Source organism: Streptomyces sp. NBC_01471 (genome assembly GCF_041438865.1).
Lineage (GTDB): Bacteria > Actinomycetota > Actinomycetes > Streptomycetales > Streptomycetaceae > Streptomyces.
In genome coordinates this window covers 363,040-386,971 of sequence record NZ_CP109450.1, presented here as the reverse complement: position 1 = coordinate 386,971, position 23,932 = coordinate 363,040, and the positions used below count along the sequence as shown (strand labels likewise).

The 23,932-nt window shown below is 68.6% G+C and carries 4 protein-coding genes; all 4 read right to left on the bottom strand.

Translation table 11 applies throughout. The features are described 5' to 3' along the window. Positions 1 to 238 precede the first annotated feature (238 nt). The 4 genes from OG285_RS01620 to OG285_RS01605 all read right to left on the bottom strand — a co-directional run bounded on the left by OG285_RS01620 (position 239) and on the right by OG285_RS01605 (position 23,724). Positions 239 to 670, bottom strand: a complete 432-nt coding sequence (locus tag OG285_RS01620) for a TIGR03668 family PPOX class F420-dependent oxidoreductase (RefSeq protein WP_371789915.1) — start codon at positions 668 to 670, stop codon at positions 239 to 241. Next, a complete protein-coding gene (locus tag OG285_RS01615; RefSeq protein ID WP_356835374.1) occupies positions 670 to 1,494 on the bottom strand; it encodes an LLM class F420-dependent oxidoreductase in 825 nt (274 codons plus the stop codon). The genes OG285_RS01620 and OG285_RS01615 overlap by 1 nt, the downstream gene beginning before the upstream one ends. Positions 1,495 to 1,765: 271 nt before the next feature. Further along, the gene (locus OG285_RS01610; protein WP_371789914.1) at positions 1,766 to 9,349 is read right to left on the bottom strand and encodes an amino acid adenylation domain-containing protein; all 7,584 of its coding nucleotides are present in this window, start codon (positions 9,347 to 9,349) and stop codon (positions 1,766 to 1,768) included. Beyond that, entirely contained in the window at positions 9,346 to 23,724 is a 14,379-nt protein-coding gene (locus OG285_RS01605; protein WP_371789913.1) for an amino acid adenylation domain-containing protein, read from the bottom strand. The genes OG285_RS01610 and OG285_RS01605 overlap by 4 nt, the downstream gene beginning before the upstream one ends. Between the last annotated feature and the right edge of the window lie 208 nt (positions 23,725 to 23,932).

Here is a 23,932-nt window from a genome sequence, read left to right as displayed (position 1 = left end):
CCCTCAGGTCACAACGCTTGTGGACGATAGTGAACTTGATCGATCAGCATGTCCAACGCCGGCAGCCGAGGCGCACGGCACCCGGCCCCGCTCGGGCGACATAGGGGAACCGGGCCCGCATGTCCCCACGGTTGCTGGCGGGGGGAAGCGCGGAAGTCCTTCGAGGGTGACGTGGGGTTTCACTCACGAGCCCGGTAGTGGTGCTCTTCCCGCTCGTCGTCGTGGGACCGGCCCGGTGTTACGTGGCCCGCCACCCCGTCCAGCCGGTGACCGCGACCTCCACCACCTCACCGGCCGGCGGGCGTCCCGCGTACTGCTGTGGGTACTTCTCGGCGAGCAGCGCCGCGTAGTGCGCCGCGTCGGCGGACTGCGCGGCGGGTGGGAGCACCCGGGCCTGCCCGTCCGCGCGGGCCCACCACAACTGGTCCCAGTCCTCCCGGTAGGAGTCGGTGAGCAGGCAGACCTCGGGATTGGCGCGGATGTTGGCCAGCCGTTTGAGGTGGGGGGACCGCTTGGGCTTGTGGTCGACGGCCATGACCAGCGTCTCGCCGGCCACCGTGAAGACCACCGGCACCAGGTGCGGGCGCCCCGCCGCGTCGGCGGTCGCCAGGCGGGCGACCCGGGACGCCGCGAACCGCTCACGCGCCTCCGACCTGGTCAGGCGGGGCATCAGCGGAAGCGCTCCGCGGCCTCGGCGAGCCGGTCGAGCTGTGCCAGGGCGCCGGGCTCGGGATCGGACGGCAGGGAGAACAGCACCCGCTCCACGCCGAGTTCCGCGTACTCCTCGATTGATCCGGGGGTGTCGGGCACCGCGTAGACCGTCACCGGGACCTCGCGGCCCGCTGCGGCGCGCACCTCCTCGATCTGCGGTCGCAGTGCCTCGGGCGGGACACTGTTGGCGAGCCAGGCGTCACCGAGTTCGGCGACCCTGGGGAAGGCACCCCGGCCGCCACCCACGTAGATCGGCGGATACGGCCGCTGCACGGGCTTGGGCCAGGAGTAGACCGGGTCAAAATCGACGAACTCGCCGTGGAATTCGGCCTTCTCCATGGTCCACAGCGCGATGATCGCGCGCAGCCGCTCGTCGACGAGCCGGCCCCGGGTGGCGGCGTCGGTGCCGTGGTTGGCCATCTCCTCACGGTTCCAGCCGACGCCCACACCGAAGACGGCCCGGCCTTCGGAGACCAGGTCGAGTGAGGCGATGCCCTTGGCGGTGTGGATCGGGTCGCGCTGCGAGACCAGGGCGATACCGGTGCCCACCAGGAGGCGTTCGGTGACGGTGGCGACGGCGGTCAGTGCCACGAAGGGGTCGAGCGTGCGGTAGTAGATGTCCGGCAGGTCGCCGCCGCCGGGGTAGGGCGAACGGCGGTCCACCGGGATGTGGCTGTGCTCGGCGATGAACAGCGAGTCGAATCCGCGCTCCTCGACGGCCCGCCCGAGGGGAGCCGGCCGGATGCTCCGGTCGGTGATGAAGGTGGAGATCCCGAACTTCATACGGCTCCTTCGTCGCTGGTCTTCCGGCGGGCTCCGGCCCGCCGGCCCGGTCGCCCGAGGCCGGGTCACTGCCGGTGGTCCGGCCGCCGTCCATTGTCCGCGCCGGTGCAGGCCGGCAGGCATGTGGCGCGCCGGACCCGGGGCACGGTCGACGCGCTTGGCGGCAGCCCGACCCAGGAGCGTCCCGTACAGCATCTCGTGGGACTCCGTACGCCGGTCCGCTGCGCGGACACGAGGTGCCCTCGCAGCGGACCGGTCCACCGGATGTGCTTCAGCGGCCGACGCGTGCTCCGGGAGCCGGAAGGAATCCGGTCCTGATGAAGTACGTCAGATACGTCCGCAGCGTCTCCTCCGTCAGTTCGGGCCGCCGCACCCCCGCCTCGGCCGCAGCGCGGTCCGTGGCCGGTGAATCGAAGATGTCCGCAGCGTGCCGTACACCGCTGTCCGGCCCGCCGGGCCGGCGTCGGTCACCGCCGAGGAAGAGCTGCGCCGCGTTGTCCGGCTGACCGGCCACCCGGCTCGTCCAGTCGTCGGCCGGCAGCGGCTGCAACTGGTAGCCCAGGGCATCGGCCGCCCGGAACACCTGCGAGAGAGCCGGCGCCAGTGGGTTGGTGAGGTGGAAGACGTGGCCGTCCCGGGCGGCCGTGGCCCGATCCGCACGGCGGCGGGCGATCGCCACGACCGCCGCGCTCACGTAGTCCACCGGTACCCAGCCCGTCGACTCCTCGGGACCTTCGGGAACCGCGCCCGCCTGCAGACAACCCTTGATGAACTGCCACAGCAGATCACGGTCCTGGCAGGCCCCGGTGAGGGAGTCACCCGAAATCCGTGCCGGGCGGTACACCGTCACCGGAATCCCCCGGTGCCGTGCGATCTCCACGATCTTCTCGGCCACCCATTTGCTCTGCGCGTAGCCGTCCGGCAGGTCCAGTACGGGACCCAGCGGCGTCGTCTCCGTGATGCCGCGCCCTCCACCGGACCCCGGCGTCGGTGTGTACACGCCCGTGGTCGAGACGTAGTGCATCCCGCTCGACTCCGAGTCGGCCACGAGCCGCAGCAGTTCCTGGGTGCCCCGCACGTTCGCGTCGCGCAGTTCGGCGTAGGGTGCGGCGAAGTTGACGCGCGCGCCGTTGTGATAAACCGCCCCCACCCTGCGCGCCAGCGCCGTACGGTCGCTGTCCGACAGGCCGAGGCCCGGCGCCGACAGGTCGCCCGGCAGCGGGCGGATCAGGGGTGTGTAGTGGTCCTGCCACAGCCCGTACCGCTCCAGATTGGCACGCAGCCGGCGGGCGCCGTCCGGTGCGTCGGCGCTCCGCACGAGGCAGTCCACCGGGCCGTTCGTGGACTCCAGCAGATCGCGCAGCAGGAACGCTCCGAGGAACCCCGATCCACCGGTGAGCAGCGGCCGTTGTCCGCCCGCCGGTGACCTGGGGCCGGGCACGGTCCGGCGCGCGATGCCGGATGCCAGCCGCACATCATCCTGCGGATCCGGCTGACCGGCGCTGAGCCGGCTGCCGGCTCCGCCGGGTGTGTCCAGCAGACGCTGTACGCCGTCGACCGTCGGGGCGGCGAACACGTCCCGCATCGACAACCGCACGCCCAGCCTCTCCTCGATGCGCTGGGCCAGTTTCACCGCGAGCAGGGAGTGCCCGCCGAGGCCGAAGAAGTCGGAGTCGATATGGACGTCCGGAATGCCGAGGGTGTCCGCGAACACCTCGCACAGAATCTTCTCGCGCTCAGTGCGGGGCGGCCGTCCCGCCGCCCGCGCGGCGGACAGATCGGGCGCGGGCAGCGCCCGCCGGTCGACCTTCCCGTTCGAGGTGAGCGGCAGCGCTTCGAGCGCCACGCACACGGACGGCACCATGTGCTCGGGCAGCACGGTGGCGAGCTCGGCCCGCACATCGGCCGACGTCGCTGACAGATGGTCCTTCCCGGCGACCGTGTAGGCGACCAGTCGCCTGTCGCCCGGCTTGTCCTCGCGGACGACGGCGCAGGCCGCCCGGATGCCGGGGAGGTCGGTGAGTGCGGCTTCGATTTCGCCGAGTTCGATGCGGAAGCCGCGGAGTTTGACCTGATCGTCGGTGCGGGAGAGGTATTCGAGTTCGCCGTCGTGGTTCCAGCGGACGAGGTCGCCGGTGCGGTACATGCGCTCGCCCGTGGTGCTGAACGGGTCGGCGACGAAGCGTGTCGCCGTCAGCCCGGGGCGATTCAGATAGCCCCGGGCGAGCCCGTCGCCCGCCACGTACAGTTCGCCGGTCACCCCGGGCGGCACCAACTGGAGCCCGCCATCAAGGACATACACCCGGGCGTTGTCCACCGGCACACCGATCGGCACGGTCTGTACTGGTGCCTGCGGGCCGTCGGCCTGCTGAAACGCGCTGACGGTCGCGCAGACGGTCGTCTCGGTCGGGCCGTACGCATTGACCACACGCCGGTCCGCGGCCCACTGCCGGACCAGGGCAGGCGCGCACGCCTCCCCGGCAAGGACCAGCGTGACATTCCGCGGTACGGCGTCCGCCGGCATCACGGCGAGGGCGGCAGGAGGCAGCGTGAGATGGGTGACGCCGCGCTCCGCGAGCAGGCGGGCCAGGGGCGGCCCCGGTACCAGCTCCGAAGGATCCGCGATCTCCAGGCAGGCACCGGTCAGCAGCCCCATGCAGATCTCCCAGAACGCGGCGTCGAAACTGACCGACGCCATCTGCAGCACCCTGCTGCCGGGACCCACCTGCAGCCGCTCCACCTGCGTCCGCACCATCGCCTCGACCCCGCTGTGGGTGACGACGACGCCCTTGGGTTGTCCGGTGGAGCCGGAGGTGTGGATGACGTAGGCGGGTTGGTGTGGGTGGGTGGTGGGGTTGGGGTTGGTGGTGGGGTGGTGGGTCCAGGTTGGGGTGTCGAGGGTGGTGGTGGGTGTGGTGTGGGGTGGGAGTTGGGGTTGGGTTGTGGTGGTGGTGATGAGGTGGGTGGGTTGGGTGGTGTTGAGGATGTGGGTGATGCGGGTGGTGGGGTAGGTGGGGTCGATGGGGAGGTAGGTGGCTCCGGTTTTGAGGATGGCGAGGGTGGTGGTGGTGAGGTCGTTGGTGCGGGGGAGTGCGAGGGCGATGAGGTGTTCGGGGCGGATGCCTTGGTGGATGAGGTGGTGGGCGAGGGTGTTGGCGCGGGCGTTGAGCTGCCCGTACGTCAGGACGCCCGAACTGTCGCGTACGGCGGGTGCGTCGGGCGTCCGCCGCGCCCAGTCCTCGAACATCTCAGGCACCGTCGCGTGCGACAGCTCCCGGACCGGGCCCTGTCCCCACGCGGTGAGCTGCGACCGCTCCTGGTCGGTGACCAGGTCGTAGGCGTGGACACACTGGTCGGGAGCGGTCACCACCGCCGTGAGCAGGTGTGAGAACCGCTCGACGAGCCGCTGAACCGTCGCGGCCTCGAAGAGTTCCGTAGAGAAATCCACGCTCGCTTCCATGCCCAGCGCCCGGCCGGCCTCGTCATGCTTCTCGACGAAGGTGAACGACAGATCGAACTTGCTGACTCCGGTGTGGACCGGCACGACGGAAGCGGTGATTCCTGGCAGTTCGATGGGCGCGGTGGCCTGGTTCTGCAGGACCAGCATCGTCTGGAACAGCGGGTGATGGTTCTGCGAACGGGCCGGATTGAGTACTTCCACCAGTCGTTCGAAGGGGAGGTCTTGGTGGGTGTAGGCGGTGAGGTTGGTGTCGCGGACGCGGTGGAGGAGTTGGCGGAAGGTGGGGTTGCCGTTGAGGTTGGTGCGGAGGACGAGGGTGTTGATGAAGAAGCCGATGAGGTGGTCGAGGGCTTCGTCGGTTCGGCCGGCGACGGCGGTGCCGAGGGGGATGTCGTTTCCGGCTCCGTGGTGGGAGAGGAGGACGGAGAGGGCGGCTTGGAGGAGCATGAACATGCTGGTGTCGGTGGTTTTGGTGAGGTGGGTGAGTTGGGTGTGGATGTGGGGGGTGAGGTGGAAGGTGAGGGTGTCGCCGTGGTGGTGGGTGGTGGCGGGTCGTGGGTGGTCGGTGGGGAGTTGGAGGAGTTCGGGTAGGTCGGTGAGTTGTTGTTTCCAGTAGGTGAGTTGTTGGGTGATGGGGCTGTTGGGGTCGGTTTCCTGGCCGAGGGTGTGTTGTTGCCAGAGGGTGTAGTCGGCGTATTGGACGGGGAGTGGTGGCCAGTTGGGTGATTCGCCTTGTGTGCGGGTTTGGTAGGCGTGGCTGAGGTCGTGGGCGAGGGGTGCGAGGGACCAGCCGTCGGCGGCGATGTGGTGCACGACGAGGACCAGGACGTGTGCCTGGGCACCCAACCGCAACAGACTCGCGCGGACCGGCGCATGGTTCTCCACGTCGATCGGCTCGGTCGCCGCGTGCGTGACAAGGCCGTCCAGCTCTGACTCCGTGACATCGGTGATACGGAAGTCGAGAGGACTGAGAGCAGTGGTGAGGACGACCTGCTCGGGTGCTCCATCCCTCTCGGGGAAGACGGTACGCAGCGTTTCGTGGCGTTCTACGAGGTCGGTGAGGGCTGTGCGCAGTGCGTCGGTGTTCAGCGCTCCGTCGAGGCGCAGGACGAGTGGGATGTTGTACGTGGCGCTGGGTCCTTCAAGCCTGTTGAGGAACCAGAGGCGTTGTTGTGCGAAGGAGAGTGGCATCTGTGCGGGCCGCTTCTCGGGCATCAGGGGTGCTCTGGCCTGGTCGGCGGTGTCGAGTGCGGTGGCCAGTGTGGCGACGGTCGGGTGCTCGAAGAGGGTGCGGATCTCGATTTCCACGTCCAGGGTGGAGCGGATGCGGCTGATCAGGCGGGTGGCGAGGAGCGAGTGGCCGCCGAGCGTGAAGAAGTTGTCGTCGACGGTCACGTGGTCGCGGTTGAGGATGTCGGCGAAGAGCCCGCACAGGTCCTGCTCACGCGCGGTCTCCGGGGGCCGGCCATCGGATGTGGTGGCACTCTCCGGTGCGGGCAGGGCTGTGTCGTCGATTTTGCCGTTGGTGGTGAGGGGAAGTGCTTCGAGGGTGATGAAGGCGGAGGGGACCATGTAGGGCGGCAGCGTGCGGCCGATCATTGCGGCGAGTTCCGCGGGGTCGGGCTCTGCGCCGGTGGTGGGGGTGAGGTAGGCGACGAGCCGTCGGTCTCCAGGGGTGTCTTCGCGCACGATGACGTGTGCTGTGCCGATCCCGGGGTGTGCGGTGAGCGCTGTTTCGATTTCGGTGGGTTCGATGCGGTGGCCGCGGAGTTTGATTTGGTTGTCGGCTCGGGTGAGGTATTCGAGTTGGCCGTTGTGGTTCCAGTGGACGAGGTCGCCGGTGCGGTACATGCGGTGGCCGGTGGTGGTGAAGGGGTCGGCGGTGAAGCGGGTGGCGGTGAGTGCGGGGCGTCCGATGTATCCGCGTGCGACGCCGGGTCCGGCCAGGTAGAGCTCGCCGGTGACGCCGGGTGGTACGGGGTGGAGGGCTGTGTCGAGTACGTAGGCGCGCATGCCGTCGAGGGGTTGCCCGATGGGCGGTGCGGCCGTGGGGGAGCCTTCGGTGGGCATGGCGGGGAGGGTGAAGCGTGTGGCGAAGGTGGTGGTTTCGGTGGGGCCGTAGACGTGGTGGAAGGTGGTGTTCGGGTGGGTGGCTGCGAGTTGTTGGAGTACTCCGGCTGCGGCTGTTTCGCCGCCGGTGGCTACCAGGTGTACTGCGCCGAGGAGTTGGGGGTGTGTGTCGGCGATGACGTTGAAGAGTGCGGTGGTGAGGAAGAGTGCGGTGATGTGGTGGGTGGTGATGAGGTGGTGGAGGGTGTGTGGTTCGAGGGGTTTGGGGGGTGCGGTGGTGATGTGTCCGCCGGTGAGGAGTGGCATCCAGATTTCGAAGGTGGAGGCGTCGAAGACGTAGGCGGAGTGCATGAGGACGTTGTGGGGTGTGTCGCCGTTTTTCCATGCGTGGTCGGTGGTGAGGGCGGTGATGTCGGTGTGGGAGATGCCGACGCCTTTGGGTACGCCGGTGGATCCGGAGGTGAACATCATGTAGGCCAGCTGCGCGCCGCCGAAGACCTTGGGCAGCGGGGCGGGTGTGGCGGGTGTGCCGTCGGTGGGGTGTCCCATGGTGTCGACGATCAGGACCGGCAGCTTGGCCCGCATTTCCGCCACCCAGGGATGAGTGGATGTCGCTTCGTCGACGATGAGGGCGCGGAGTCCGGCGACGTCTGCGGTCTGGTGGAGTCGTTGGGTGGGCCATTGCTGGTCGAGGGGGACGTACATGGCTGAGGCCCGGACGGCGGCGAGTGAGGCGGTGACGATGCTGGGTGCGCGGGTGAGCAGGACGCCCACTCCGTCCTCGGTGCGTACACCGTGGCCGGCGAGGCAGGCTGCGAGTTCACCGGAGACCTGGTCGAGTTCGCCGTAGGTGAGAGAACCCGTCGCGCCGGACACGGCGACCGCGTCGGGGTGTGCTTCGACGCGGGCTGCGAACAGTTCCGGCAGCGACGCCCCTGACACATCCACCCCAAGATCCCCACCCAGCCCCTGCCCGAGCAGGCGCTCCCGCTCGCCGTCGAGCAGCACCGGAAGGTCGCTGACGCGCCGCTCCAGGTCCGTCGCGAACGCTTCGAGCAGCAGGCGCAGCCGTTCGGCCATCACCTCGACGGCCTGGCGTCCGAACGCGGTCGTCCGGTGGCCGAAGGTGATCCGCAGGTCATCGCCCGGCGCGATGGTGAGCGTCAGCGGGTAGTGGGCCGCATCAGTCCCGTGAAAACCGGTGATCCGCAGGCCCGGCAGACCTTCCTGGGCCTGGCGCAGCGCTGCTGCGTCCATCGGGTAGTTCTCGAAGACGGCCAGCGTGTCGAAGAGCTCGTCCAGGCCGGTGAGCGAGCGGATCTCCGTGAGTCCGACATGTTGGCAGCCCAACAGGCGGGTCTGTTCCTCCTGCGCCCGGTTCAGCAGTGCGGCCAGGGTGTCGTCGCGGCGAATGCCGATCCGGACCGGAATGGTGTTGATGAACAGGCCGACCATCGACTCGATGCCGACGATCTCCGGTGGGCGGCCGGAGACAGTGGTCCCGAACAGCACATCGTTCTGACCGGTCAGGTGATGCAGCAGGACACCCCAGGCCCCCTGCACCAGGGTGTTCAGCGTGAGCCGGTGCTGACGGGCGGTGTCGCGCAGGCGGGCGGTGGTGGCCTCGCCGAGACTCATCACCACCTGTTCGGGCAGTTCACCCGAGGCCGCGGAGGCCGGCCCGGCCCCGGACAGCAGCGTCGGCTCCGCCACCCCTGCCAGCGCACTCCGCCAGGAGTCGGCGGCCGCCGTGCGGTCCTGCGACGCCAGCCAGGCCAGATAGTTCCGGTAGGGGGCGACGCGCGGCATGGCGCTGTCGTCGCCGCCGCGTGCGTACAGCTCGAAGAGTTCCCGTACGAGCAGAGGCATCGACCACCCGTCGAGCAGGATGTGATGGTTGGTCATCACCAGGCGGTACTGGTGGTGGCCCATCCGGATCAGGGTGAACCGCAGCAGTGGTGGCTGCGACAGGTCGAAGCGCCGGGTACGGTCGGCGGCCAGGAACGCGGCGAGCTGCCGGGCGCGCGGGCCCTCCTCTCCGGCGCTGAGGTCAAGTTCCTCGAAGTCGGGTGCGACGTCGGCGGCGACGGCCTGGACCGGTTCGTCCAGCCCCTCGTGAAGGAAGCCGACCCGCAGGTTGGCGTGCCTGCGCAGCAGCCCCCGCACGGCCGCGTGCAGTACGGCCGCGTTCACCGGGCCTTCGATGTCGAAGACGAACTGCGCGGTGTAGACGTCCACCGCCGTCGAGTCGTACAGGGCATGGAACAGCATGCCTTGCTGCAAGGGCGTCAGCGGTAGGACGTCCTGAAGCTGGAACCCGGTCACTTGCGTCCACCCCACGTGTTCTGCAGTAGGTCGATCTGAGCCTGGTTCAGTGAGACCAGGGGAAGGTCGGAAGGCGTGTAACCACCGGCGTCGGGCGCCTGGGCGTGTTCCGCGATGGCGCGCAGCGCCCGCAGCCACTCCTCGGCGAGTCTCCCGACGTCGCCTTCTTCGAGCAGGTCGGTCGGCCAGGTCCAGTTGACGATCAGCCGGGGCCCCTCGGGCAGGTCCTGGGTGTAGGCGTTGATGTCGATGACGTGATGGACCGGAGTGTCGGGGTCCTGAGCGACCGGGCCGCCGCCGTCGAAGAGCAACTGCCAGTCGTCACCTGCCGAAGCGGCGTCACCGTCCAGCGAACCGGTGTACCGGCCGAGGTAGTTGAAGCCGATCTGAGGGGTGACCGCGTCCCGCAGCTGACCACGGGTGGTCGGATTCAGGTGGCGCAGGAGGCCGTAACCGATGCCGTGGTCGGGGATGGCCCGCAGCTGTTCCTTGACGCGTTTGAGCGCGCCGTCGACGAACGCACTGCTGTACGTCCGCTCCCCGGCCCGGCCGACGGGCCCCGGATCGACCCGCACCGGATACATGCTGGTGAACCATCCCACCGTCCGGGACAGGTCGGTGTGCTCACCGATCTGCTCCCGGCCGTGTCCTTCGAGGTCGAGCAGCACGGCCGAACTCCCCGGGGTCCCGCGGTCGGTCCGCCATCCGGCGACAGCGGCGGACAGCCCGGTGAGCAGGACGTCGTTGATCCCCGCGTGGAAGGCGGTCGGTGCGGTGGTGAGCAGGGGAAGCGTCCACTCGGCGGGGAGGCTGACCGTCAGGGTCCGGGTACGGGCGGCGGTGTCCCTGGCCGGGTCGAGCGGCCGACTGCCCAGCTGCGGATCCTGGGTCAGCAGGATGTCCCGCCAGAGCAGCAACTCCGCTGCCCGCGTCGGGCTGTGCGCCTCGGCCACCAGCAGTTCGGCCCAGCGGCGGTACGAAGTGGGTACGGGAGGCAGTTCCTGTCCGGGTGGTACCGCACTTCCCTGGGACCCGCCGGGCCGGCCCGCTGTGACCGCCTTCCAGGCGGTCACCAGGTCGGTGGTGAGAGTCCGCCAGGACACCGCGTCCACCGCCAGGTGGTGGACGACGAGCAGGAGTCGGCCGGGCCGGTCGGGACCCGCATCGAACCAGACGGCCGCCAGCACGGCGCCGGCGTCGGGGCGCAGCCGTCGGCGAGCTGCCTCCGCCGCCTCCGCGACCACCGCCATGGTGGTCTCCTCGTCCAGTCCGGTGATGTCGACGCGGGTCAGCCGTTCCCGGGCGGGCACCGCTCCCTGCGGGAGGACGTCCAGTCCCGGCTGCCCATCGGCCGTCCCCGCGACCACGCGCAGGCGCAGGGTGGCGTGATGGTCCAGCAGTAGTTGGAGCGTCGCGACGATGTCCTCCTCAGCGGCCCCGGCAGGGGACCGCAGCACGCTGGACTGGTTGTAGCCGTCCGAAGGCCCGGGGCGGTCGAGGAACCAGGCCGTGATGGGGGTCGGAGGCACCTCGCCCACGCCCGGATCCGCCGGGGTTTCCGGCGCCTCGCCGAGCGGAACGGCGACCGAGGCGATCACCTCGGGGGTGCGGTGTTCGAAAACATGGCGCGGGGTGATGACCATCCCCGCCTTGCGGGCCCTGCTGACGACCTGGATGGAGAGGATGCTGTCCCCGCCGAGCGCGAAGAAGTCGTCGTCGATGTGGACGTCCGGGACGCCGAGCGTCTCCGTGAACACCTCGCAGAGAACCCTTTCCCGCTCGGTGCCCGGGGCCCGCCCGGCCGCCCGTACGACGGACAGGTCGGGTGCCGGCAGTGTCCGGCGGTCGGCCTTGCCGTTCGGCAGCAGCGGCAGTGCGTCCAGCGCGACGAACGCCGACGGGATCATGTACTCCGGCAGTACGGCTGCGAGCCCGGCCCGCAAATCGGCTGCTGTCGCCTCCGGGTGGTCACTCGAAGCAACGGTGTAGGCGACGAGCCGTCTGTCGCCCGGCTGGTCCTCGCGGACGACGGCGCACGCCGCGTTGATGCCGGGGAGGTCGGTGAGTGCGGCTTCGATTTCGCCGAGTTCGATGCGGAAGCCGCGGAGCTTGACCTGATCGTCGGCCCGCGACACGTACTCCAGCTGTCCGTCGTGGTTCCGGCGGACGAGGTCACCGGTGCGGTACATGCGTTCCCCGGACGGGCCGAAGGGGTCGGCGACGAAACGGGCTGCCGTCAGTCCGGGGCGTCCCAGGTAGCCGCGGGCGAGCGCGGCGCCCGCCACGTACAGTTCGCCGGTCACTCCGGGCGGCACCATCCGCAGCCCGGCGTTGAGCACGTACGCGCGAACGTTCCAGACGGGCGCACCGATCGGGACGACATCCGCATTGGCCTTCTCGGGCGACTGGATCGCGGCGTGGGCGGTGGAGTCGATGGTTGCCTCGGTCGGCCCGTAGAGGTTGTGCACCTCGACCGACCAGGCATCGGCGACCTGTGCCGCCAGCGCCACCGGAAGCGGTTCCCCGCCCGACAGCACCGCCCGGAGGCTGCGTGGCGGTGCCACTGACGCGTTGTTCAGGACGAGCGACAGATGCGACGGCACGAACTGGGCCACCGTGACCTGGAACTCCTGCATGCGGCTGAGCAGCAGGGCGGGGTCCCGGTTCAGCTCCGGCGGGACGACACAGGTGGACGCGCCGTGCAGGAGTGGCAGCCAGGTCTCCCATACGGAGGCGTCGAAGCTGGGTGAGGTGCGGGCGAGTACCCGGTCATCGGCGGTGAGGGTGAGGTGGTCGGCCATCCAGGCCATGTGGTTGGTCAGGGAGGCGTGGGTGACGACGACACCCTTGGGCTGCCCGGTGGAGCCGGACGTATAGATGACGTACGCCGGATGAGCGGGGAGCACTGTGGTGCCGGGACTCTCGGTGCGGCCGGTCGACCAGGCCGCGGTGTCGTCGAGCGTGACGGACGGCACCGTGCTGGCCGGCAGCTGTCCGAGCGTCTCGCGGGTCACGACGAGCAGCGTCGGCCGGGCGTCCTCCAGCATGTACGTGATCCGGGAGGCGGGATACTCCGGGTCGACCGGCAGGAAGGCGGCCCCGGCCTTGAGTACCGCCAGCATGGTGACGACCGTGTGGACCGTGCCCGGGACGGCGAGGGCGACCAGATCCTCCGGCCCCACACCGCGGTCGGCCAGGTGGTGGCTGAGGTCATTGGCCTCCGCGTCGAGCTGGGCGTAGGTCAGCACCCGCCGGCCGTCACGGACCGCTACGGCGTCGGGGGTACGTGCGGCCTGCGCCTGGAACGCCTCCGGAACCGTCAGCCGCGGCACCTGTCTGGCCGGGCCCTCAGCTGCCGCGACGAGCTGCGACTTCTCCTCCTCGCCGATGAACTCGACATCCTGTACGCGCTGGTCGGGGTCGGCCACCACGGATGCCAGGACCAGCGTGAGGCGGTCGGCCAGCGACCGTGCGGTGGCGGGTTCGAACAGCTCCGTGGAGAACTCCAGGTTCCCCTCGATCCCGTCGGGCCGGCCGGCCTCGTCGTGCTTCTCGACGAAGGTGAACGTCAGATCGAACTTGCTGATGCCGGTGTGGACGGGCAGGGCGGAGGCGGTGATTCCTGGCAGTTCGATGGGCGCTGTGGCCTGGTTCTGCAGGACCAGCATCGTCTGGAACAGCGGGTGGCGGTTCTGCGCCCTGGTCGAGCACAACGCGTCCACCAGTCGTTCGAAGGGGAGGTCTTGGTGGGTGTAGGCGGTGAGGTTGGTGTCGCGGACGCGGTGGAGGAGTTGGCGGAAGGTGGGGTTGCCGTTGAGGTTGGTGCGGAGGACGAGGGTGTTGATGAAGAAGCCGATGAGGTGGTCGAGGGCTTCGTCGGTTCGGCCGGCGACGGCGGTGCCGAGGGGGATGTCGTTTCCGGCTCCGTGGTGGGAGAGGAGGACGGAGAGGGCGGCTTGGAGGAGCATGAACATGCTGGTGTCGGTGGTTTTGGTGAGGTGGGTGAGTTGGGTGTGGGTGTGGGGGGTGAGGTGGAAGGTGAGGGTGTCGCCGTGGTGGTGGGTGGTGGCGGGTCGTGGGTGGTCGGTGGGGAGTTGGAGGAGTTCGGGTAGGTCGGTGAGTTGTTGTTTCCAGTAGGTGAGTTGTTGGGTGATGGGGCTGTTGGGGTCGGTTTCCTGGCCGAGGGTGTGTTGTTGCCAGAGGGTGTAGTCGGCGTATTGGACGGGGAGTGGTGGCCAGTTGGGTGATTCGCCTTGTGTGCGGGTTTGGTAGGCGTGGCTGAGGTCGTGGGCGAGGGGTGCGAGGGACCAGCCGTCGGCGGCGATGTGGTGCACGACGAGGACCAGGACGTGTGCCTGGGCACCCAACCGCAACAGACTCGCGCGGACCGGGACATCTGATGCCACGTCGAATGAGTGCGAGACGGCCGCGCTGAGCACGGTGTCCAGTTCCGCGGGATCGACCTCCTGCAGCCTGGGGGCGACGTCGATCGCCGAGGTGTCGAGGATCAGCTGCCGGGCCACCCCGTTGGTCTCGGGGTAGACGGTGCGCAGCGTTTCGTGCCGTTCGACCAGGTCGGCAATCGCGGATCCCAGTGCCTCCGTGTCCAGCACCCCGTCCAGGCGCAGGACCAGCGGCACGTTGTACGTCGAACTCGGCCCCTCGAACCGGTTGAGGAACCACAGACGCTGCTGGGCGTAGGAGAGCGGTAGCTCCTCCGGACGCGGTTCGGGCAACAGAGCGGGCCGTGCCTGGTCGGCGGTGTCCAACGCGGTGGCCAGTGTGGCGACGGTCGGGTGCTCGAAGAGGGTGCGGACTTCGGTCTCGGCGCCGAGTACGGTGCGGATGCGGCTGACGAGGCGGGTGGCGAGGAGCGAGTGGCCACCGAGTGCGAAGAAGTTGTCGTGGACGGCGACCTGGTGGACGCCGAGGATGCCGGCGAAGAGGCCGCACAGGATCTCTTCACGTGCGGTCTTCGGCCGCCGGCTCTCGGAGGCCGTCGCGACTTCCGGCGCGGGCAGGGCTGCGAGGTCGATCTTTCCGTTGGTGGTGAGAGGGAGCGCTTCGAGGGCGACGAAGGCGGAGGGGACCATGTAGGGCGGTAGTGATCGTCCTAGCTCGGTTGCGAGGGTGTCGTGGTGGAGGGGGGTGTTGTTGGCTGGTACGACGTAGGCGACGAGTTGGTTGTCGCCGGGGCGGTCTTCGCGCAGGAGGACGAGTGCGGTGGTGACCGATGGCATGGAGCGCAGTGCGGTTTCGATTTCGGTGGGTTCGATGCGGTGGCCGCGGAGTTTGATTTGGTTGTCGGCTCGGGTGAGGTATTCGAGTTGGCCGTTGTGGTTCCAGTGGACGAGGTCGCCGGTGCGGTACATGCGGTGGCCGGTGGTGGTGAAGGGGTCGGCGGTGAAGCGGGTGGCGGTGAGTGCGGGGCGTCCGATGTATCCGCGTGCGACGCCGGGTCCGGCCAGGTAGAGCTCGCCGGTGACGCCGGGTGGTACGGGGTGGAGGGCTGTGTCGAGTACGTAGGCGCGCATGCCGTCGAGGGGTTGCCCGATGGGCGGTGCGCCTGTGGGGGTGTGGGAGGTGATGGGGTGACGGGTGGCGAAGGTGGTGGTTTCGGTGGGGCCGTAGACGTGATGGATCCGGGTGTGGGGGAGGAGCTGGGAGAGGTGTTGCATGGCGGTGGGTGAGGCGAGTTCGCCGCCCGTGCAGAGCAGGGTGAGGCCGGTGAAGGCGTGCGGGTGTGTGTCGGCGATGACGTTGAAGAGTGCGGTGGTGAGGAAGAGTGCGGTGATGTGGTGGGTGGTGATGAGGTGGTGGAGGGTGTGTGGTTCGAGGGGTTTTGGGGGTGCGGTGGTGATGTGTCCGCCGGTGAGGAGTGGCATCCAGATTTCGAAGGTGGAGGCGTCGAAGACGTAGGCGGAGTGCATGAGGACGTTGTGGGGTGTGTCGCCGTTTTTCCATGCGTGGTCGGTGGTGAGGGCGGTGATGTCGGTGTGGGAGATGCCGACGCCTTTGGGTACGCCGGTGGATCCGGAGGTGAACATCATGTAGGCCAGCTGCGCGCCGCCGAAGACCTTGGGCAGCGGGGCGGGTGTGGCAGGTGTGCCGTCGGTGGGGTGTCCCATGGTGTCGACGATCAGGACTGGCAGCTTGGCCCGCATTTCCGCCACCCAGGGGTGGTTGGACGTTTCCTCGTCGACGATGAGGGCGCGGAGTCCGGCGACGTCTGCGGTCTGGTGGAGTCGTTGGGTGGGCCATTGCTGGTCGAGGGGGACGTACATGGCTGAGGCCCGGACGGCGGCGAGTGAGGCGGTGACGATGCTGGGTGCGCGGGTGAGCAGGATGCCCACTCCGTCCTCGGTGCGTACACCGTGGCCGGCGAGGCAGGCTGCGAGTTCACCGGAGATCTGGTCGAGTTCGCCGTAGGTGAGTGAACCCGTCGCGCCGGATACGGCGACCGCGTCGGGGTGTGCTTCGACGCGGGCTGCGAACAGTTCCGGCAGCGACGCCCCCGACACATCCACCCCAAGATCCCCACCCCGACTCCACCGGGCCACTGCGCCCCGCTCGGTGTCGGACAGCAGGTCATAGCTGTGCAGGGGACGGTCGGGGTCGGCAACCACAGCCGTGAGCAGCCGGGTGAGCCGATGCGTCAGGGTTTCGACGGTGGAGCGGTCGAAGAGGGCTGCCGCGTACTCGACTCCCGCCGTGATGCCGCCATGTTCGTGGTCCTCGGTGAAGGCGAAGGTCAGATCGAACTTGCTGACTCCGTTGTGCACCAGCCGGCTGTTCACCGACAGCCCGGGCAGCTCGATATCGCCGGTGTCCTGGTTCTGCAGCACCAGCATCGTCTGGAACAGGGGGGCATGGTTGCGCGCGCGGACCGGGTTGAGGCTCTCGACCAGCCTCTCGAACGGAACGTCCTGATGAGCGTATGCGGCAAGGTCGAACTCGCGCACCCGGGAAAGGAGTTCGCGGAAGGTGGGGTCGCCGGACACGTCCGTGCGCAGCACGAGGGTGTTGACGAAGAACCCGATCAGCTCTTCCAGAGCATCATCGGTGCGACCGGCCACCGGTGAGCCGAGCGGAATGTCGTCCCCCGCCCCGTGCCGGGAGAGGGTGGTGGCCACGGCTGCTTGCAACACCATGAACAGGCTGCTGCCGGAGCTCTTCGCCAGGTCGAGCAGCCGTCTGTGCAGGTCGGCGTCCAGCGTGTACGTGACCGCTCCGCCCGCGTGGTCCGCGACGGCGGGGCGGGGCCGGTCGAAGGGCAAGTCGAGAATGCCCGGCAGGCTCCTTAACGCATCGCTCCAGAAGGCGAGTTGACGCGAGGTGACGCTGTCGGGGTCGGTTGCGTCGCCGAGCATGGCGCGCTGCCACAGCGTGTAGTCGATGTACTGCACGGCCGGTTCCGGGCGGACCGGGGCCGTGCCCCCGGTGCGGGCCCGGTAGGCCTCGCCCAGGTCGCGGGCGAGCGGCGCGAGGGACCAGCCGTCCGCAGCGATGTGGTGCAGGACCACGACCAGCACACTGCGGGTGGGCTCGGTCTCGGTCCGGAGGAGCCACGCTCGTAGCGGGAGATCTGCGGCCACGTCGAACGGCGTGGTCACCGCGGTGAACACAGCCGTCTCAAGCCCCTCGACGGCGACTTCCTGAACAGTCAGGTCCACGTCCACCGCAGCGCCCTCCAGCACGCGTTGGTACGGGACACCGTCCTTCTCCGGGAAGACGGTGCGCAGCGTCTCGTGCCGAGCGACCACATCACGGAGCGCAGCGCGCAGCGCATCGGTGTCCAGCAGGCCGTCGAGCTCCAGTACCAGCGGGATGTTGTACGTGGAGCTCGGGCCTTCGAGCCGGTTGAGGAACCAGAGCCGCTGCTGCGCGAAGGACAGCGGGATCGATTCGGAACGTACGGCTCTGACCACTCCGGCCCTGGCCCGGTCCGCGCCGCCGAGCGCGGCGGCGAGACCGGCGACCGTCGGATGCTCGAACAGGGTGCGGACCTGGATTTCCGCTCCCAGGAGTGAACGCACACCGCTGACCAGCCGTGTCGCCAGGAGGGAGTGGCCGCCGAGAGCGAAGAAGCTGTCGTCGACCCCGACCTCCGGAAGCCCCAGCAGATCGGCGAACAGACCGCAGAGGATCTCTTCCGGGACCGAACGCCTACTGCGGTCGCGGCCGGTGCTTGCGGCTGCTTCGGGCGCGGGCAGCCTGTCCCCGTCCACCTTCCCGTTCGGCAGCAACGGCAGTGCTTCCAAGGTGACGAAAGCGGCGGGCACCATGTACTCGGGCAGTGTCCTGGCCAGCTCGCCCCGTAGCGTGCTGGGATGCGTAGCGGCCTCCGCGCCTACGGTGTAGGCGACCAGGCGACTGTCCCCAGGCTGGTCCTCGCGGACAGTGACACGCGCGGCGCTGATGCCGGGGAGGTCGGTGAGTGCGGCTTCGATTTCGCCGAGTTCGATGCGGAAGCCGCGGAGTTTGATCTGGTCGTCGGTGCGGGAGAGGTATTCGAGTTCGCCGTTGTGGTTCCAGCGGACGAGGTCGCCGGTGCGGTACATGCGCTCGCCCGTGGTGCTGAACGGGTCGGCGACGAAGCGTGCTGCGGTGAGAGCGGGCTGTCCGAGATAGCCACGGGCCAGGCAGTCCCCGGACAGATACAGTTCGCCGGTCACTCCGGGCGGCACCAACTGCATTCCTGAGTCGAGAACGTAGGAGCGCACGTTCCAGACCGGGACGCCCATGGGGACATTCCCTGACACGGCACTCCGGGGAAGCGGCTGCACCACACGGGCGGTCGCGTCGATGGTTGCCTCGGTCGGCCCGTAGAGGTTGTGCACCTCGACCGACCAGGCATCGGCGACACGCTTCGCGAGCGAGACCGGAAGCGCCTCCCCACCCGACATCACTGCCCGGAGCCCGGCGGGCGCGGGCACCGTGGCGGTGTCCAGGATCGCGGAGAGATGCGAGGGAACGAACTGCGCCACGGTGATGCCGAACTCCTCCATCCACCGCATCAGGAGGTCGGGGTCCTGATTGGCCGTGGCCGGCATCACGCACACCGACGCTCCGTGCAGGAGTGGCAGCCAGGTCTCCCATACGGAGGCGTCGAAGCTGGGTGAGGTGCGGGCGAGTACCCGGTCATCGGCGGTGAGGGTGAGGTGGTCGGCCATCCAGGCCATGTGGTTGGTCAGGGAGGCGTGGGTGACGACGACGCCCTTGGGTTGTCCGGTGGAGCCGGAGGTGTGGATGACGTAGGCGGGTTGGTGTGGGTGGGTGGTGGGGTTGGGGTTGGTGGTGGGGTGGTGGGTCCAGGTTGGGGTGTCGAGGGTGGTGGTGGGTGTGGTGTGGGGTGGGAGTTGGGGTTGGGTTGTGGTGGTGGTGATGAGGTGGGTGGGTTGGGTGGTGTTGAGGATGTGGGTGATGCGGGTGGTGGGGTAGGTGGGGTCGATGGGGAGGTAGGTGGCTCCGGTTTTGAGGATGGCGAGGGTGGTGGTGGTGAGGTCGTTGGTGCGGGGGAGTGCGAGGGCGATGAGGTGTTCGGGGCGGATGCCTTGGTGGATGAGGTGGTGGGCGAGGGTGTTGGCGCGGGCGTTGAGCTGCCCGTACGTCAAGAAACCGTCCGCATCGCGCACCGCTACGGCGTCGGGAGTGCGGGCCGCCTGCGCCTGGAACGCCTCCGGAACAGTGAGCCGTGGTACCTGTCTGACCGGCCCGCGCCCTGCGGCGAGAAGCTGTGACTTCTCATGCCCGGTGAGCAGGTCCATACGGTGCACACGCTGCTCGGGATCGTCGGCGAAAGCGGCCAACAGGCCTGACAACCGCTCGGACAGTGACTGGGCGGTGCCCGCTTCGAACAGCTCCGTGGAGAACTCCAGATACCCGGTGATCCCGGCGGGCCTGCCGTCGTCGTGCGTCTCGGTGAGGGAGAACGTCAGGTCGAACTTGCTGACGTTGGTGTGGGCGGACTGGTCCGTGACCGCGATCCCGGGCATGTCGACCCTGGCTGTGGCCTGGTTCTGGAGGACCAGCATGGTCTGGAACAGCGGGTGGTGGCTCTGCGAGCGTTCCGGGTTCAGCGCCTCCACCAGTCGCTCGAACGGGACGTCCTCGTGCGCGTAGGCGGCGAGGTCGAATTCACGTACCCGGTCGAGGAGTTCGCGGAAACTGGGGTCGCCGGAGAGGTCCGTACGCAGCACCAGGGTGTTGACGAAGAACCCGACGAGATCTTCCAGGGCTTCGTCGGACCGGCCGGCCACCGCGGTGCCGAGGGGGATGTCATCACCTGCGCCGTGGCGGGCGAGGAGCACGGCAAGGGCAGCCTGTAGAACCATGAACATGCTGCATCCCGACGACCGGGCCAGTCGCGCCAGTCCCTGGTGCTCGTCCGGGCCGAGCAGGAAGGGCACGGCACCACCCATGTGCTGCGCCACTACCGGGCGCGGGTGATCGAGGGGCAGTTCGAGGAGTTCGGGCAGACCGGCGAGCCTCTTCCGCCAGAAGTCGAGGTGGCGGCTGATGGGGCTGTCGGGGTCCGCTTCCTCACCCAAGGTGCGGCGCTGCCAGAGGGTGTAGTCGGCGTACTGGACGGGGAGCGTTGCCCAGTTGGGCGATTCGCCCTGTGCGCGGGCGCGGTAGGCCTGGCCCAGGTCGCGGGCGAGGGGCGCGAGGGACCAGCCGTCGGCGGCGATGTGGTGCACCACGATGACCAGCACATGCGCCTCGGAGCCCAACCGCAGCAATCTCACCCGCACTGCGGGGTCGCGCGACAGGTCGAAGGCTTCGGCCGCCGCTGCGACAACGGCGTCCTCCGCCCAGCGTGTGGCCTCGTCCTCGGCCGCGCCGACCGGCGCACTTTCCATGATCAGCGGTACCAGGTGACGGGCTTCCGCTGCGGAGTGCACATCCTGTCGGGGGGCTCCGCCCTCCTCCGCCAGTACGGTGCGCAGCGTTTCGTGGCGTTCTACGAGGTCGGTGAGGGCTGTGCGCAGTGCGTCGGTGTTCAGCGCTCCGTCGAGGCGCAGGACGAGTGGGATGTTGTATGTGGCGCTGGGTCCTTCGAGCCGGTTGAGGAACCAGAGGCGTTGTTGTGCGAAGGAGAGTGGCATCTGTGCGGGCCGCTTCTCGGGCATCAGGGGTGCTCTGGCCTGGTCGGCGGTGTCGAGTGCGGTGGCCAGTGTGGCGACGGTCGGGTGCTCGAAGAGGGTGCGGATCTCGATTTCCACGTCCAGGGTGGAGCGGATGCGGCTGATCAGGCGGGTGGCGAGGAGCGAGTGGCCGCCGAGCGTGAAGAAGTTGTCGTCGACGGTCACGTGGTCGCGGTTGAGGATGTCGGCGAAGAGCCCGCACAGGATCTCTTCGCGTGCCGACTTGGGACCGCGACTCTCGGAGGCAGTGGCACTTTCCGGCGCGGGCAGGGCCTTGCGGTCGACCTTGCCGTTCGCGGTCAGCGGTAGCGACTCCAGCAGTACGAAGGCGGAGGGGACCATGTAGGGCGGTAGTGATCGTCCTAGCTCGGTTGCGAGGGTGTCGTGGTGGAGGGGGGTGTTGTTGGCTGGTACGACGTAGGCGACGAGTTGGTTGTCGCCGGGGCGGTCTTCGCGCAGGAGGACGAGTGCGGTGGTGACCGATGGCATGGAGCGCAGTGCGGTTTCGATTTCGGTGGGTTCGATGCGGTGGCCGCGGAGTTTGATTTGGTTGTCGGCTCGGGTGAGGTATTCGAGTTGGCCGTTGTGGTTCCAGTGGACGAGGTCGCCGGTGCGGTACATGCGGTGGCCGGTGGTGGTGAAGGGGTCGGCGGTGAAGCGGGTGGCGGTGAGTGCGGGGCGTCCGATGTATCCGCGTGCGACGCCGGGTCCGGCCAGGTAGAGCTCGCCGGTGACGCCGGGTGGTACGGGGTGGAGGGCTGTGTCGAGTACGTATGCGCGCATGCCGTCGAGGGGTTGCCCGATGGGCGGTGCGCCCGTGGGGGAGCCTTCTGTGGGCATGGCGGGGAGGGTGAAGCGTGTGGCGAAGGTGGTGGTTTCGGTGGGGCCGTAGACGTGGTGGAAGGTGGTGTTCGGGTGGGTGGCTGCGAGTTGTTGGAGTACTCCGGCTGCGGCTGTTTCGCCGCCGGTGGCTACCAGGTGTACTGCGCCGAGGAGTTGGGGGTGTGTGTCGGCGATGACGTTGAAGAGTGCGGTGGTGAGGAAGAGTGCGGTGATGTGGTGGGTGGTGATGAGGTGGTGGAGGGTGTGTGGTTCGAGGGGTTTGGGGGGTGCGGTGGTGATGTGTCCGCCGGTGAGGAGTGGCATCCAGATTTCGAAGGTGGAGGCGTCGAAGACGTAGGCGGAGTGCATGAGGACGTTGTGGGGTGTGCCGCCGTTTTCCCATGCGTGGTCGGTGGTGAGGGCGGTGATGTCGGTGTGGGAGATGCCGACGCCTTTGGGTACGCCGGTGGATCCGGAGGTGAACATCATGTAGGCCAGCTGCGCGCCGCCGAAGACCTTGGGCAGCGGGGCGGGTGTGGCGGGTGTGCCGTCGGTGGGGTGTCCCATGGTGTCGACGATCAGGACCGGCAGCTTGGCCCGCATTTCCGCCACCCAGGGATGAGTGGATGTCGCTTCGTCGACGATGAGGGCGCGGAGTCCGGCGACGTCTGCGGTCTGGTGGAGTCGTTGGGTGGGCCATTGCTGGTCGAGGGGGACGTACATGGCTGAGGCCCGGACGGCGGCGAGTGAGGCGGTGACGATGCTGGGTGCGCGGGTGAGCAGGACGCCCACTCCGTCCTCGGTGCGTACACCGTGGCCGGCGAGGCAGGCTGCGAGTTCACCGGAGACCTGGTCGAGTTCGCCGTAGGTGAGAGAACCCGTCGCGCCGGATACGGCGACCGCGTCGGGGTGTGCTTCGACGCGGGCTGCGAACAGCTCCGGCAGCGACGCCCCCGACACATCCACCCCAAGATCCCCACCCCGACCCGTCTCCAGCATGCTGTCGGTGGCCGAGTCGTCCAGCATCCGGAGGCGCGACACCGGAGAGGCCAGGTCCGCCTGCGACAATTCCGCGATCAGATGGGTGATGCCCTGCTGATGGGGGAGGACATCCTCGGGCCGGTAGAGATCCCGGTTCACATCGAAGCCGATCAGCGGCCCCTTGCCCTCGGAGCGTTCGGAGAGGAAGAGGGAGACGTCATCGACGGGGCCAGTGGACAGCAGTCGTGAGACTCCCGCGCTTCCCGCGAAGTCGAGGTCGTAGTCATAGGGCATGACGTTCACGACGATGTCGGAGAGCTGTGCCGTGGCGCCGGTGCTCATGAGGTCACGGGCCAGCTGTTCTCTGGAGTAGCGCCGGTGGCGGAGCGCCGGCCGCATCTCGGCCGCGACGGTGCGGACCAGGCTCTCCACGCTCATCCCCGGCGTGAGGTGAATCTGCAGCGGCAGGATGTTGGCCGTCATACCGGCGATGCGCCGCATGCTGTTGCGGCGGCCGTTCGACGCCAGTCCGATGCCGACATCGGGGGAGCCGGTCACCCGGCTGACGTACGCCGCCACGGCGCTCACGAAGACGGCGGCCCACGTGGTCCTGGTCTCCGAAGCCACCCTCCGCAGACCCTCCATGACCTGCGGAGGCAGCGAGTCACCCCGGTGCAGGTGGGCGCCGGGAGCTGTGGGCGTCGCTTGGTCGGAGCGAGCGGAGTGCGTTGCGGGGCGTCGCGGAATGAAAGCGCCGTCGTGAGCCGACTGAAGCGTGGCGCTCGTTTCGCTGCCGTCCGGTGACGGGTGCGGGGGAGCGGCGAACTTCTGCGTCCAGTAGACGCGGTCGGCCTCGAACTTCGATGACCGGTGGTAGTCCGCCTCGTCCTCCACCAACTCGCTCAGCGATTCCCGCAGTTCGGCGACCGGCTCGCCCCGCACTGCGGCGGTGTACAGCTCTGCCACCCGGCGGGCAACGGCGGAGCCACTCAGTCCGTCCAGGGCGATGTGGTGGTAGCGGGTGTACCAGAAATGCAGGTCGGGACCGACCTGGAGCAGGGCGAAGGTGTGGCACGGGGCGGTCAGACTGTCGACCCTCTCCATGTCTTCGGCCATGTACTGCTCGGCTGCGGCGATGGGGTCCGGTGCGCCGGTCAGGTCCACCGTGCGGCACCGTTCGGCCGGCTTCCGCACGACTCGCTGGTAAACCGTGTCGTTCTCCGTCACGAATTCTGTGTTGAGGCTTTCGTATTCGTCACTCGCTCGCCGCAGCATGGCCTGAAATAATCTGCCGTTGAGCGGTCCGCGGATTTCAATGCATTCACCTATGTTGTACTTGGGGCTCTTGGGGTCCAACAGCTGCCCGTACCACACGCCTTGCTGTGCTGCCGTCAGAGGAAGAAGCCGAGCAGGGTTTTCTGGCATGGTGATGCCGCCCTTTCGAAGGGTGTTGAGTCAATCCATGAGGGCATGACAAGCCATCCCCTGTGCTCAGTGCGTCGGAGACGGTAAAGCAAGCCGCGCCGGGCCCTTCGGCCCACGTGGGTTCGGACGGGGTCGCGCCGAACTCAGTGGCCGACTAATGGGCCTGCGAAAGCTGATGTGCGGGTGGCTCCCGGCGTCGAGAGGTGGC

Coding starts and splice junctions, on each gene's coding strand:
- OG285_RS01615 (WP_356835374.1), bottom strand. CDS start 1,494: ATGAAGTTCGGGATCTCCACCTTCATCACCGACCGGAGCATCCGGCCG.
- OG285_RS01605 (WP_371789913.1), bottom strand. CDS start 23,724: ATGCCAGAAAACCCTGCTCGGCTTCTTCCTCTGACGGCAGCACAGCAA.
- OG285_RS01620 (WP_371789915.1), bottom strand. CDS start 670: ATGCCCCGCCTGACCAGGTCGGAGGCGCGTGAGCGGTTCGCGGCGTCC.